The organism is Arenibacter sp. F26102, from assembly GCF_023015865.1.
Taxonomy (GTDB): Bacteria; Bacteroidota; Bacteroidia; order Flavobacteriales; family Flavobacteriaceae; genus Arenibacter.
Window position 1 is genome coordinate 114,470 of the sequence record NZ_JALKBC010000011.1, and the last position, 13,491, is coordinate 127,960.

Annotated in this window: 12 protein-coding genes; 4 read left to right on the top strand and 8 right to left on the bottom strand. The window is 38.7% G+C overall.

The window, feature by feature from the left end; all coding sequences use genetic code 11:
- Positions 1 to 119: 119 nt before the first annotated feature.
- The 3 genes from MWU78_RS15740 to MWU78_RS15750 form a co-directional block, all read right to left on the bottom strand.
- A complete protein-coding gene (locus MWU78_RS15740; protein WP_246999434.1) occupies positions 120 to 1,358 on the bottom strand; it encodes a PAS domain-containing sensor histidine kinase in 1,239 nt (412 codons plus the stop codon).
- Positions 1,359 to 2,317: 959 nt separating this feature from the next.
- Positions 2,318 to 3,778 (bottom strand): hypothetical protein, encoded by a 1,461-nt coding sequence (locus MWU78_RS15745; protein WP_246999437.1) that lies wholly within the window; start codon positions 3,776 to 3,778, stop codon positions 2,318 to 2,320.
- A gap of 633 nt (positions 3,779 to 4,411) precedes the next feature.
- On the bottom strand, positions 4,412 to 4,669 hold the full coding sequence (locus tag MWU78_RS15750; protein WP_246999439.1) for a hypothetical protein: 258 nt from the start codon (positions 4,667 to 4,669) through the stop codon (positions 4,412 to 4,414).
- A gap of 107 nt (positions 4,670 to 4,776) precedes the next feature.
- Between MWU78_RS15750 and MWU78_RS15755 the strand changes: the two genes are divergently transcribed.
- The 4 genes from MWU78_RS15755 (at position 4,777) to MWU78_RS15770 (ending at position 8,467) form a co-directional block, all read left to right on the top strand.
- Positions 4,777 to 5,520, top strand: a complete 744-nt coding sequence (locus MWU78_RS15755; RefSeq protein ID WP_246999441.1) for an SOS response-associated peptidase family protein — start codon at positions 4,777 to 4,779, stop codon at positions 5,518 to 5,520.
- Positions 5,521 to 5,577: 57 nt separating this feature from the next.
- On the top strand, positions 5,578 to 6,666 hold the full coding sequence (locus tag MWU78_RS15760) for an FAD-binding domain-containing protein (protein WP_246999443.1): 1,089 nt from the start codon (positions 5,578 to 5,580) through the stop codon (positions 6,664 to 6,666).
- 183 nt (positions 6,667 to 6,849) lie between these two features.
- Complete coding sequence (locus tag MWU78_RS15765; protein WP_246999554.1) at positions 6,850 to 6,996, top strand: DUF2256 domain-containing protein; 147 nt, start codon at positions 6,850 to 6,852, stop codon at positions 6,994 to 6,996.
- Positions 6,983 to 8,467, top strand: a complete 1,485-nt coding sequence (locus MWU78_RS15770) for a cryptochrome/photolyase family protein (protein ID WP_246999444.1) — start codon at positions 6,983 to 6,985, stop codon at positions 8,465 to 8,467. The genes MWU78_RS15765 and MWU78_RS15770 overlap by 14 nt, the downstream gene beginning before the upstream one ends.
- Positions 8,468 to 8,571: 104 nt before the next feature.
- Here MWU78_RS15770 and MWU78_RS15775 read toward each other — a convergent pair whose 3' ends face one another.
- From MWU78_RS15775 to MWU78_RS15795, 5 genes are all read right to left on the bottom strand, one after another.
- Positions 8,572 to 9,579 (bottom strand): phosphotriesterase, encoded by a 1,008-nt coding sequence (locus tag MWU78_RS15775; RefSeq protein ID WP_246999445.1) that lies wholly within the window; start codon positions 9,577 to 9,579, stop codon positions 8,572 to 8,574.
- Between the two features lie 35 nt (positions 9,580 to 9,614).
- On the bottom strand, positions 9,615 to 10,472 hold the full coding sequence (locus MWU78_RS15780; RefSeq protein WP_246999446.1) for a sugar phosphate isomerase/epimerase: 858 nt from the start codon (positions 10,470 to 10,472) through the stop codon (positions 9,615 to 9,617).
- 72 nt (positions 10,473 to 10,544) lie between these two features.
- The gene (locus MWU78_RS15785; RefSeq protein WP_246999447.1) at positions 10,545 to 11,081 is read right to left on the bottom strand and encodes a GNAT family N-acetyltransferase; all 537 of its coding nucleotides are present in this window, start codon (positions 11,079 to 11,081) and stop codon (positions 10,545 to 10,547) included.
- Positions 11,082 to 11,224: 143 nt separating this feature from the next.
- On the bottom strand, positions 11,225 to 11,641 hold the full coding sequence (locus MWU78_RS15790) for an SRPBCC family protein (RefSeq protein ID WP_246999448.1): 417 nt from the start codon (positions 11,639 to 11,641) through the stop codon (positions 11,225 to 11,227).
- A gap of 186 nt (positions 11,642 to 11,827) precedes the next feature.
- A complete protein-coding gene (locus MWU78_RS15795; RefSeq protein ID WP_246999449.1) occupies positions 11,828 to 13,321 on the bottom strand; it encodes a YfcC family protein in 1,494 nt (497 codons plus the stop codon).
- Positions 13,322 to 13,491 lie beyond the last annotated feature (170 nt).

The following is a 13,491-nucleotide window of genomic DNA, read 5'->3' on the forward strand; positions in this document are numbered from 1 at the left end:
ATAAGTAATACGTACCTGGGAATAGGTGGTTATAATATCCCTAAGAAAACTTGAGCAATATAGCGCCCGTGTATTTTGCAATTAGTAGCAATCTGCATGGGCTTTGCTATTTTATTAAATTAGTTCAGCGGTAAGGTAAAATTAAAATCGCTTCCTTTACCTTCTTCGCTTTCCACCCATATTCTACCGCCCAGCTTTTCAATAAATTCCTTACAGAGCACCAATCCAAAACCCGAGCCTTTTTCATTTAAGGTACCTGGCAATGGTGTATTGGCAGTTATATGAAATAAATTATCAAGTGTTTTGTCATCCATTCCAACACCACTATCAGAAATGGTCACTTTGACTTGGTTTTCTTCCTCGACGGCAGAAATACTAATAGTGCCACCTGGTTTGCTATATTTAATAGCATTGGATACAAGATTCCTCATGATGGTCTTTAGTATTTTAATATCCGAAACCACCTCAATATCAACAGATTCGATGACATTTATAGTTATACCTTTTGTTCTCTCAATGGATCTTGAAAGATTCAATATTTCCTGGATAACATTAGCAATACTAATTTTCTCTGATTTAAAGCTGATTTGTCCGGACTGTGATTTTGCCCAGTCCAATAAATTTTCGAGCAAAACAAGGGTATTTCTGGCAGTAGATTCTATTAGGCCTAAATACTTTTCAGAATTTTCAACTTCCGATTTTTCAATGGCAATATTCAAAATCTCGCATAATGCTAAGATATTATTGAATGGACTTCTTAAGTCATGGGCTATAATTGCAAACAATTTATCCTTGGTAGCATTGAGTTCCCTCAATTGAACTTCACTATCTTTTAATGCCTGTTCTGCCAATTTGCTTTCAGTAATATCTCGTATTACCCCAACCAAGAATTTTTTATCATTGGTATCAATAAACCTTGATTTCCTGGTAGAAAGAATTTTCTTCCTGTTTTCCTCTATGGTAAGGGACTCCTCATTAATGATATCAGTTCCCTCCAAAAGTACCTGCTTATCAATACTTAAAAAACTTTCCCTCTCATCAACAGGCACATTTTCTGCCAAGGTTTTTCCTATTATTTCAGCTCTTGGAAGATTGAACAGATCGCAAAAGGCATTATTTACAAGCAGCAGCCTACTATCATCGTCCTTTACAAATACCGCGTCCCCCATATTATTAAGAATGGTATTGGCGTATTTATCACTTTCCTCTTCCTTTTCTTCTTCACTATGAAAGGATAAAAGAGATTGAAGTATTTCATTCTGTTTTTGGAGTTCAGTAATCTGATCCTCCATTTCGCGGTAGGACTTGTCCTTATTCTTCTTATGGCGCTTAAATCGGCTGTGTAAAGGAAACCACATCAAATTATTACTTTTTTAGGCTAAGACCGTAAAGCTACGATTTTCATCAATTATAATGATACCAAATTATCATAGAATTCCACTTTAAGAGTAAAAATAAGTTCAACACAGAGTTTTGGATGGGTTTATATCTAGATGGCATTCCAAATTTCTATAGACCGTCCAGCAATGTGCAGGCAAATTACCGGGGACGAGATAATCACTTTGTAAAAGTCCCTTTGACCCAAGAATGGACTTTAAAAGGGATTCGTAAATGTAAGGGGCATAGGCATAAATTTTCTCTAAACAAGAATAAACAGATTACTTCGCTGCGCCTTCCTGACGGCAGGTAAACCTGCCTGTCGGCTAGGCAGGCTCCCCTTTCTTTCGCGCCAACTGGAGCAAAATTCATTCCCCTTTTGGAACAAAGAGGGGAGCCGTTCGCTGATTTACACTCAATGATTTCTCTCCCAATAATCATTGCATTACCCTCGAACGGAAATTGTTGGTCACTTCGACAGAGTCCCTTTTCGGGACGACGAGAAGTCACACATAATAGGCTGGAGTTACTTGTGTGATTTAGCTCATGCTGCATTTATTTTAGGAGTATTCCGGACCTTTCGGTTGAGCTACTTGTGCAATTTAGCTCATGCCGTATTTATTCTAGGGGTATTCGTGAACCTTCGCTAAAGCTACGGTTTCTCCTCACTATCGTTCGTTCGAAATGACTGTTTCGGCAACTTTCAACTTTTAAACTTTCAATATAAGTCTTTAGTCTAGGCCCTAGCATCTATACTCTAGATTCTTACTTCTCTCACTACTCAATTTTCATTACTCATTACTCATTACTCTCTACTACCCCACCTATTCGATTTCTACTCCGCCTGTCTGCCGATAGGCTGGCTCAATCTTCGTGAGGACTTTTGACTTATAGATAGCGATGTACCCAATAAGAATCTAATAGATACCATTTGATATCCTTAATTTAAGGACACCTTTATGCCTGAAATAAAATAATCTGGATTGTCCGTCCCAAAAGCCATAAAAACGTACAGCGTATTATTTTTGATAATTGGGGAGACAAAGGCCCCTAGGTGATCCCAAGCCCAATCATATTCAGGGTACTTGTTGTGCAATTGCACTGGGTTTACCAATAATGGACTTCTACTATCATGGTCCCAGCTACCTCCGTTCCACTTCACCAGTCCGTATTCCCTATTCCTCGAAGTTAAATAGGTAGACCCTAACTCTTCACCCCCAAGGAGTATGTAGAGTTCCGAATTAAATTCCAAATATGCCGCATCATCCGCTTTTCCCCTTAAATAACCACTGCTAGTATTTCCTTTGTGAATAATATTGGAAGAGATAATACTTTGATTAAAATTCAGGGCATCCAACAAATTTGAAGCAACGATCTCATGGATTTCCCGATCAATAAAACTTGGATTTCTTCGGTGAAATAATATTCTGTACTCATTATTAAATTTTGTTATGGCCAAAGGAAAACTGTTTTGATCCAAGCCGTTCCATTCCGGAATCATAATTTCGGTTGGCTGCTGCAAAATGTTCAAATCTTCATCCAAAATCATATAGGCAGAAGTATAATTATTGTTCGGCTGCTGTACCCCTAGCAACACCAGTAAACTACCATCTTCCAACCTAAACGGATTACCCGTGGAAAACACGTTACCATTTGCTATGGCAAAGGGAATGGTCATGGTCTCCAATACCAAGTCATCATGAAAGGTCCAATCTTCTAAATTAGTACTGCTGGCATAATAAATACTTCTTTTGGTATGTGGACCGAATACTACAGGAGTCAATAGAATATAGGTGCCATCTGATTTTTCAATGATACCGCCTGGTTGAATATAATGGAGATTTTCTTCGGATGCTACGGTAGGATAAGGGCTAAATATTGGCCTATCATTTATAATTTCGTAGTTGACAAAAGGATTAAAAAATTCCAAGGTCGCACCTATTCTGGTATTTAAACTTCCCAGATAGGTATTACCTAAGCTGATCCAACCCTCCGTTGTATTTACACTTACAATTTCAACTACAGTTGAAGCTTCACCATTTTGGGTTACAAACCAACTTTGATTATTGGTGCCCTGCACCAATAGGTTTTCCAAGTATGAATAATTGGTTTTGATCCTGTTATTTACCTGGTCATATTCTGTTATCTGAATGGGGTACTTTCTGTCGATATTACTGGATCTGTCGGAGATTAGACTGTTGGAAAAAAAGCTGTTCAAACTCCCGGCCGGAAAAACCTCTTCTGGCAATAATACCTCTTCCACAGGCACTTCCTCCTCCTCTTCTTCTGGCAAAGTTTCTTCCTCTGTTGGTATTTCTTCTACATTTGTCACTGGGATAACATTGTCCGAATTACAAGCAATAATCAATAACAGTATTGTATAAAGTAGTAGTTTTTTCATTAACTGGGTTGGTAGGTTACCCTAGATAGGATAGGTTGGAAGATGGAATTAATTCCTTTATATCCCGGGAATATTGGGGTCATATTTGGTTTAAAGATGGGGTTGGTTTTATATGAACGTAAACATACGTTGTTTTAGTGGAACAACGCAGAACAAAATTAAAGTCGGTTCATGTTTCCATCAAGGGTCAAAACTTCTTATGAACATACCTTAGAAGAATATTGACTACTGAACACTCCCGAACCCCGCCAAAATACAGGGCAGGTACTTCCACTAAAAAAACGGTACATGTTCTCTTAAAAGGGGAATTTGTTGCGTTCTGATAACAAACAGATTGCCGCGCTGCGCTCGCAACGACGACAGCAAGGGCTCCTTCCCTTGGTTAAGCCTGTCCCGCGTTTTCCGCGGGAGGACAAGGTGGCTTCGCCATAAGCGAAGACGGAAGGGATTGAAAGTGCGGGCCTTGGGATTAGGACAATATATAGAGGACCTGACGGCTGTTAATAATATTAAACTAACATATTAATATTGCCTAGTGGCTAATGGCTTTTGCCTGAAAAACACCGACCACCGATTACTGAAAATTATGCACTACTCAATTCTCAATACCATCCATCCAATGCCAAATAAGTTTCATTCCAAAGAAACCCGTTCCCATCCCGCTTCAGGGAGTTCGTAGCGATCCAATTTCATTACCTTTCTTTCTCCATCGTAATATTTATATACCAAATACACACAATCATCCGAACTTTCAATATAAAATAGGCCCAAGCGCTTTGGAAAGGGGAGTCGCATCAACTCGCATTCCTTGTTCAATTGGTGCGCACCTATTTCCATTAGCAGGCGTTTAATGGCATATCGATCATGATTTCTGTACACAATATTTTTCATTATTTGGAAATAATCCTATTTTATGGATATTTTCCAAATTTACGATTTTTTGATTTTGAAGTCAATCCAGAAAAGTTAAATTCTTAAATTAGGGTAAAACTATTATTATGTGTTTCGGTACCAGGGTAACCACCTCCATAAAGGATGTGGAGAAATTTTATAATGTTTCCAAATTAATGGGCAAGACCCCAATAGAAAGAGAACTCACCTATCACCATGCCAATGGATGGGCACATCCCTTGTTATGGATCATTCCCCAAGAAAGTAGTGGCCATATTACCCCCTCTATGTGGGGCATAATGCCACAGAACTCCACAGGGGCCGATTACAAAAATTATTACAAGGAGGCCGCCAAGTTTGGGGCGGGACTAAATGCCCGATCGGAAAAACTTTTTGATCATTTTATTTACCGCTTCAGTGCCATGACCAAGCGTTGTGTAATTCCCGTAAACGGATTTTATGAACCCCATACGGCACCCAAAAAGTTTAAGATTCCTTTTTATTTTGAACGAAAAAATGAGGCCCTTATGAGCCTGGCCGGACTCTACACTACAACCAAGGACGGTTATAACACCTTTACCATCTTGACCAAGGCCGCCACTCCCCTCTTCAAGAAAATCCACAATACCAAAAATAGGAGACCCATAATTTTAAGGGACGAGGATGTGGACGTTTGGTTGAACAACGACCTAAACGAAGAAGAAATCCGTAATGTCATGGAAGATGATATGGAGGATGTGGCCATAAAGGCCTATCCTATAAGCAAGGATCTTTACAATCCAAAAGTAGATTCCAACAGGGAAGATATTATTGAGAAAGTACAATACGAGGAATTGGAGATTGAGTATTAGGATTACTACACAAAAGATAGATAGGCACATGAATCTTACAAAAACCAAAATACCGCAGTGATAAACTTTCCTACAGATATACTGGCAATAGAAAACAGGATACGACAAATAGATCCTGTAAAATATTCCAACACCCGAAATCATAAAGATGGAGCGGTAACCCACTTGAGCCCTTATATCTCCAGAGGTGTAATATCAACAAGACAGGTTTATCAGCACATAAAAACGTTGGACCTACCTTGGTACAAAACGGAAAAACTAATTCAAGAGTTGGCTTGGAGAGATTATTGGCAACAAGTTTGGGTAGCAAAAAAAGAGGATATCAGGCAAGATTTAAAAAACATACAAACTCCCATATCAAATTATCAAATACCAAAGGCTATTCTACATGCCAACACCGGTATTGAGGAGGTGGACATTGCCATAAAACAACTCTACACTTTGGGATATATGCATAACCATATGCGCATGTATGTGGCATCAATTTGTTGCAACATTGCCAATTCACATTGGTTAGAGCCTGCCAAATGGATGTATAGTCATCTACTGGATGGTGATCTGGCCAGTAATTTTTTAAGTTGGCAATGGGTGTCAGGTGCATTTTCCAACAAAAAATACTATGCCAATCAGAACAACATTAACAACTTTTTTAAAAGCACCCAACAAAACACTTTTTTGGATGTTGAATATAGCGCATTTGGTAACCTTGACATCCCCGAGATATTAAAGGAAACCGTTCCTTTTGAGTTTGATATGAAGCTTCCCGATACTGGAAACCCGACGCTGGAAAAGAATAAAGCAACTTTAATTTATAACTATTACAATATTGATCCGTATTGGTATAAAGACCAAGAGGTACAACGGGTTTTTTTAATAGAACCCTCCTTTTTCGCCAAAAACCCGGTGAATCAAAAATGTATTAATTTCGCCATTGAACTGACAAAAAATATAGAAGACACAAAACTATTTGTTGGGGAATTTTCCAAATTAACCGAGTTCGTAAATCCTGACCATATTATTTTTAAAGAGCACCCTTGTAACCGTCATTACCAAGGTAAGGAAGTACCCAGGAAATGGATGAGTTCTTTAACAGGTTTTTACCCTTCATTTTTCTCTTTCTGGAAAAAATGCAAAAAGGAATTGTAGGTTTCAAAAAATAATTGCCGGAGCCATAGTTTATAGGTGTGCGGGACTTCATAATTTATGATCCTGGAATTCATAAAAAGAAAAGGCAACGCCCCTTGGAGTTCTGACCTATTTTTAGTAGCCTATAACATTACCTATGGGAGATTTTGCGTTGAAAACAAAAGAACATGTACTATTACTACAATGAAAAAAAGTGATCTGCCCATAAAAATATGTCCGGTATGCAAAAGACCATTTGCTTGGCGTAAGAAATGGGAAAAAAATTGGGAAGATGTAAAATACTGTAGCGAAAGGTGTAGACGAAATAAAAACAATTATGAAAGCAATTAACCTCATATTTCCACATCAGCTTTTCGAAGAAAGCACACTAACCACAAATGGCAATGAAGTTTATTTAATTGAAGAATATCTTTTCTTCAAACAATACCTCTTCCACAAACAAAAAATAGCTTTCCATAGGGCCTCTATGAAATATTATCAGCATTTTTTGGAAGAAAAAGGCATTAAGGTCAATTATATAGAAACCAACAACAAATTATCCGATATCAGTATATTTCATGAAGAAATAAAAAGTAAAGAAATAACTGAAATAAACATTATTGACCCTGTTGATAATTGGCTAGAAAAGAGGATTAGAATCATTGCCAAAAACTATAAGCTCAATATTTTTAACAGTCCGTTATTTATTAATACAAAAGAAGACCTTTCCACTTTTTTTAGGGCGGATAAAAAATCATTCTTCCAAACTACTTTTTATAAACAGCAACGCAAAAAGATGGATATTCTTTTAGATGATGAGGACCTACCCAAAGGTGGAAAATGGACCTACGATACGGATAACCGCAAAAAATATCCTAAGGAAAAAACACCTCCGAGCATCCATTTTCCTGAGGCAACCTCTTTTTGGACCGAATCCGTATCGTATACAGAAAAACACTTTAAGGACAATCCAGGACTATTATCAAAAGAACCCATTTATCCCATAAACCATGAACAAGCCGAGAATTGGTTTGTTCAATTTTTAGAGTATCGATTCTTTGATTTTGGCATTTATGAAGATTCGATTGTAAAACAGCATTCCTTTTTAAACCACAGTATCCTTTCCCCCCTTCTAAATGTGGGGCTGATATTGCCAAACCGTGTTGTGACCCAAAGTTTGTCTTTTGCAGAAAAGGAGAATATCCCTATTAATTCCACCGAAGGTTTCATTAGGCAACTTATTGGATGGAGAGAATTTATCCGAGGAATGTATGAATGCAAGGGCAGCTACTCCAGAACGAAGAATTTTTGGGGTTTTGAAAGAAAAATACCAAAGAGCTTTTACGATGGAAGCACCGGTGTGGCGCCAATTGACGAGACCATTAAAAAAGTATTGAAGACTAGCTATTGTAACCACATAGAAAGATTGATGATCTTAGGTAATTTTATGCTCTTGTGCGAATTTGATCCAGATGAAGTATACAAATGGTTCATGGAGCTATTTATTGATGCCTATGATTGGGTAATGGTCCCCAATGTTTATGGCATGAGTCAGTTCTCAGATGGTGGCACCTTTGCTACCAAACCTTATGTAGGGGCTTCCAACTATATCAATAAAATGAGCAATTACCCCAAAGGTGATTGGGAAAAAATTTGGGACGGCCTATTTTGGCGTTTTATAGCCGAACATCAGGAATTTTTTAAATCAAATCCAAGAACCTCCATGCTATATTATAACTATAACCGGATGTCCGAGGATAAAAGAAGCCTGCATATTAAAAATGCCGAAAAGTTTATAGAAAAAATAATGCGTGCTGATTAGCCAAGCCGTTGTGTTATTCCTTCCCTAAAGCCTTCAATTAAACGAAGAAAGCGTAATTTAAGAATTTCAAACCAGATACAAATACTAACAGGTAATTGGTAGGATTAATTACTTTTCTCTATCGCAAAAGCCCTAGCCGGGTTTACGGAAATCAATAGCATAATTTCATTTTCCGTAAAACCCCCGGCCCTAAGATCAGGAAGGAGTTTGGTAAAAATATTGGTATAGGGGGCAAGGGTCTGTTCTTGCTTTTGGGGATCGTACCAACCTGCATCATGGGATATGAGAATGCGATCTAAAATACTGTGTTCTTTGGCAAACAGCAATTTCTCAAAGTGCCTGTCCACATCCCAGCCCAATCCGTCCAGACTTATCCAACAGCCCATGGCGGCCGCCTTTAGGTAAGTATTGTTATCATCTTCCGCCTGGGCATGTACCCATATAAATGAGTTTGGGGAAACTCCTATTTCCTTAAGAATCTGCAGTTGCGGCCACAAGCCCACGGCTTTTCCGGTATGGGAGGCTATGGTTAATCCCGTTTCCAAACTGCTAAGGGCAGCCGCTTTAACCAATTTCTGGTGTAGGGTATCCAAAGGGTCGGCAGTATCTACGCCAATCTTGATAAAGCCAGGTTTTATAGAAGTACCATCTATTCCGTTCTTAAATTCATTGATCCACTTATTCGCTAAATCTACAGCGCTTATTTCTTGGACATATTTGGGAAGGAATTTATTATTGCGTGCACCATACAGTCCGGTATTGGTTATGATTTTCAGTCCTGTCTTAACTGCCAGTTTTTCCAAGAGCAGCACATCCCTACCTAAGTAGTCAGGAGTGGCATCCACAAAATAATTCACTTTAAAGGCTTCCAGTTCATCCAAATTAGGAGATACTTCCGCAATAATGGCATCATGGTTCCAGGAATTGGGTTGTATACTATCGGCCCCAATAAAATCGACCAAAATATGCTCGTGTGACAACCATATTTGGGAGGAGTCTACGGGGCGAATTCCTTGTACATCCTGAATGTATGGTTGTTGCGCGAAAAATGAACCTCCAAAGGCTATCACAACAAATGAAAATAGAATAAAGCATTTTGGAGGCGCGCTCATTTTTTAAACAACATTTTTTTTACATCTAAGCCCACTTATTTCATGGCGTCCAATGCTCCGTTTACATAACCCACGCATTCGGCAAGGCCTGCAAAAACATCATCGGTATCCTTTTCAAATTCCATGGCCATTACACCTGTATAGTTAACTCCTTTCAAGGCTTTGAGAACTGCTGGAATATCCAACACCCCTCTTCCAAACTCGACCGACTTGCCATCGGCCTCCGATTTGTCCACATCTTTAAGATGGACATCATACAAGCGGTCAGCATATTTTTTAATGTTCTTTACTGGATCTAACCCCAATCTTTGTACGTGACCTACATCTATACAAAGTCCAATACGGGAGTCGAGCATTTTAATTTTATTGTAAACCACTTCAGGTGTAGGGTAAACCTCATCTCCTGGTCCATGATTATGTATTGCCAACTTTATATTGGTCTCCTTTACTTTCATTTCAACCAAATGCAATAAGTCGTGATTGGGTACTCCTATAATCATTTTCATTTTGGCCGCTTTGGCGTAACGAAAAGCGTTTTCAACTTCTTGGGCCGTTTTCATATAGACCACTCCGGCTCCATAAAGGTTTATTCCTGCCTTATCGAATTTTGCCGTTATGCTTTGGATCTCTTCCTCGCTGCTCTCCAATGGCATATGCATGCTTTTGAGCGCAATCTGCTTAAGATTTAATCGCTTGGCCATTGCCAATGTTTCATCCAAACTAAATTTTCGAGTGGAATAGGATGCCAATCCCAGGGTAAGGCTTCTTGCTTCCGTGCCTACATGACCTGACCCTAAAATATCCTTGAACGGACTAGCGGTCAAAACTGAACTAGTAGCCAATAGGCCACCAAGACCAAGTGTTTTTAAAAATGAATTTCTTGAGTATTGCATTGGATATGGTTTTAAAGTGTGGTTATTAGAACTGTCCCTAATATTACCGTAAGATATAAAATCTTTTGTGTTCTATAAACGATTGGAGTTATCTAGCTCATAAATAATATTGTCCTCATCGGCGGAGTCCTTTCTGCTTGCATTCCACTTAAAATGATTTCTAAGCAGCAATTTTTTTGAGCTTTCATTTTGTTTACTGGTGAACGCTTCCACGAATTCCAACTTCAATTGGTTGAACCCAAAGTGGAGCACTGCTTTCATAGCCTCGTCCATTATGCCCTTGCCCTGAAATTCCGGACTAAGGTCGTACCCCACTTCTGCTGTTTTACGATCCTTGGAAAAATTCCAGAGGACGATATTTCCTATCATTGCAGGATTATTTTTTATGGAAATGCACCATTGGTACAGCTGCCCATTCATTATTCCGTTGTTGGTCTTTGCTATAAAGGCGCGTGCCTTTTCCTTAGTTTCCGCAGGCTGTCTTTTAACAAACTTGTTTACCTCCTTATCCGAACGTAGATAACATATCATCTCCCAGTCCGTCTCCTCCAACCTACGTAAGAGAAGTCGGTTGGTTTCCAATTCCTGAAAATTCTCCGTTGTGGTCATTTCATAAAGATATAATCTTCTTTTTAGGTTTAGATTGGTAGGGCTATAATAAGTTCTCCTCGTATTTGTAGTAAGTACAAAATATATGTAGGAAGGAAAAGCGAATATCACCTCCTACCTATCAAATAACAATAGCCCAGTATTTAATTGGACTCTGTATACTTTTTAAAGTTATTTAGGATGGCTTGCCATCCTCCCTTTTGCATTTCCAATGAATTTTCAGATTCAGCATCAAAGCTTACTTTTACATCTGTCCTGTCCCCTACCTTATTAAAGGTGACCTTTACTTGTCTCCCATCGGACAGGGTATAGCAAAATTTCTCTCCTGGAACCACTTCATCATAAATGGCTTCAAAATCGAACCCAAAACTACCATCCTTGGCTTCCATTCGTGCCGAATATTTTCCGCCCACATGCATTTCATTTGAGGCATGAGGACATTGCCAGTCGTCCGTAGCAAAATTCCATTTTGTTATGTGATCCGGATTGGTGTAGTAATCCCAAACCTTATTTTTTTCTGCAGAGATGGTCTCTTGGACCAAAATTTTTGTCTTCTCCATCTTTACTTTTCTTTATTAGGTTGCTCCGTAGTTATTGTAAAATCTCTTCCACCCTGCCAACTAGGATACCCATAGTTATGATTAGGGGGTATCTATCAAAATTACTAAAGTTAATTATCGGAAGGAATTTTTTATAAAAAATTTGGGAAGGCGTTCAACGCAACTTTCCGTGTTCTGATTTCTATTTTATAACACAGAAATAGTCAAAAAAATCATAGTGGTAGCGGTTAGTATTAAAAGCAGGGGAACAATAAATTTTAGCCACCTATCGAAACCAATTTTTACTATTGCCAAAGCTGCCAGAATTAAACCCGTGGGATTGATCAAATGAAATAAGCCCATTCCATATAAATAAGTGTCTACTATTATTTCCCTACCTATATCAACTGTATCTGCCAAGGGGGAAAAAATAGGCATGGTCAACACCGCCATACCCGAGGACGATGGCATAAAAAATGACAGTCCCCCATAAATAAAGAGCATAACATTCGCAAATATGCCTTTGTGCATACCTTCGGTAATGGTGCTGGCATAATACAAAATGGTATCACTAATAAGTCCATCCTCCATTAAAATAGTTACTCCCCGAGCGATTCCCACTATAAATGCCACACTAAGCAAATCGGCAGCACCTTTGGCAAAGGCCTCCACGAAATCGCTTTCCTTAATTCTGCCAATAAAACCAATGATTATGGACCCTACTAGAAATGTGGCCGTCATTTCTACAAACCACCAATCCAAAAAGGAAACACCTATGATCATAACAACAAAACACAATGAAAACACTATTGTAATAATCCGCAGTCTATTGGTAAATTTCACGGTATTATCCATAGTATCCAATCCAAACAGCTTGTTGATAGTCTCTTTTTGGTCATAAATAAGTGATTTTGATGGATCGGCTTTTACCCGTTTTGCATACCTAAGAATATAAAGAATGGTAATTGTAACACATAAAAGCAACATAATCACTCGATTGTTAAGCCCTGTGGTCCAATTTATTCCCGCGGCATCCGAAGCTATTATTGTCGCAAAGGGATTTACGGTAGAACACATAGTACCTATTCCAGAACCTAGAAATACACAACTAAGACCAACCATGGCATCATACTTGGCCGCTAGAAAAACCGGAATCAAAATTGGATAAAACGCCATGGTTTCCTCAGCTAGACCAAAGGTCGTCCCCCCAAGGGCAATAAGAGTGGTTACTGCAATTATAAGAATATACTCCCGACCTTTGAGCGTTTTCGCCATCCAGGAAATTCCGGCATTGAAGGCACCTGTTAGGTTCATAATGCCGATGAGACCGCCAATAATAAGAATCAAAAAAATAATGTCGGCCGCGGCTATTATCCCCTTAATGGGCGATTTTGCCAAGGCGGCAGGTCCTTGTGGTTGAGCCTGCATTTCTACATAAGTATATGGAATGCCTATAGGTTTATAGATATCGCCGTTTGTGAATTTCTCAATAGGAATTTTTATCCCCAGGTCTTCCAAAGTTGCTTGTGTCGCCGGTAATTCCACACTTTCTTCAGGGCTTATTTTAGTAAAACTATTGCTTTTGGCATCATATGCCAGACTATCATATTTGCCAGCAGGAACAAGCCAGGTTAATATGGTAACCAATACAGCGATGAGAATAAGAATAGTTTGGGCCGTTGGAAACTTAAGTTTTTTCATGTTCAGGTTTGGTCAAAGTTTGGTAAGAGCTTAAGGTACATAATTTTCATATACCCTTTATGCTGAGCTTATTGTTCAGGATTACATTTTCTTCAAGAGGTAGAAATGTTCATTTAAGATAAGTTCCTTTTGGAGTTTAATTTTATGGTTATACGTCATGGAAAGACTAA

Bases quoted from the DNA above. Each gene is read 5' to 3' on its own strand.
- MWU78_RS15740 (WP_246999434.1), bottom strand. From the start codon at position 1,358: ATGTGGTTTCCTTTACACAGCCGATTTAAGCGCCATAAGAAGAATAAG.
- MWU78_RS15745 (WP_246999437.1), bottom strand. From the start codon at position 3,778: ATGAAAAAACTACTACTTTATACAATACTGTTATTGATTATTGCTTGT.
- MWU78_RS15750 (WP_246999439.1), bottom strand. From the start codon at position 4,669: ATGAAAAATATTGTGTACAGAAATCATGATCGATATGCCATTAAACGC.
- MWU78_RS15755 (WP_246999441.1), top strand. From the start codon at position 4,777: ATGTGTTTCGGTACCAGGGTAACCACCTCCATAAAGGATGTGGAGAAA.
- MWU78_RS15765 (WP_246999554.1), top strand. From the start codon at position 6,850: ATGAAAAAAAGTGATCTGCCCATAAAAATATGTCCGGTATGCAAAAGA.
- MWU78_RS15770 (WP_246999444.1), top strand. From the start codon at position 6,983: ATGAAAGCAATTAACCTCATATTTCCACATCAGCTTTTCGAAGAAAGC.
- MWU78_RS15775 (WP_246999445.1), bottom strand. From the start codon at position 9,579: ATGAGCGCGCCTCCAAAATGCTTTATTCTATTTTCATTTGTTGTGATA.
- MWU78_RS15780 (WP_246999446.1), bottom strand. From the start codon at position 10,472: ATGCAATACTCAAGAAATTCATTTTTAAAAACACTTGGTCTTGGTGGC.
- MWU78_RS15785 (WP_246999447.1), bottom strand. From the start codon at position 11,081: ATGACCACAACGGAGAATTTTCAGGAATTGGAAACCAACCGACTTCTC.
- MWU78_RS15790 (WP_246999448.1), bottom strand. From the start codon at position 11,641: ATGGAGAAGACAAAAATTTTGGTCCAAGAGACCATCTCTGCAGAAAAA.
- MWU78_RS15795 (WP_246999449.1), bottom strand. From the start codon at position 13,321: ATGAAAAAACTTAAGTTTCCAACGGCCCAAACTATTCTTATTCTCATC.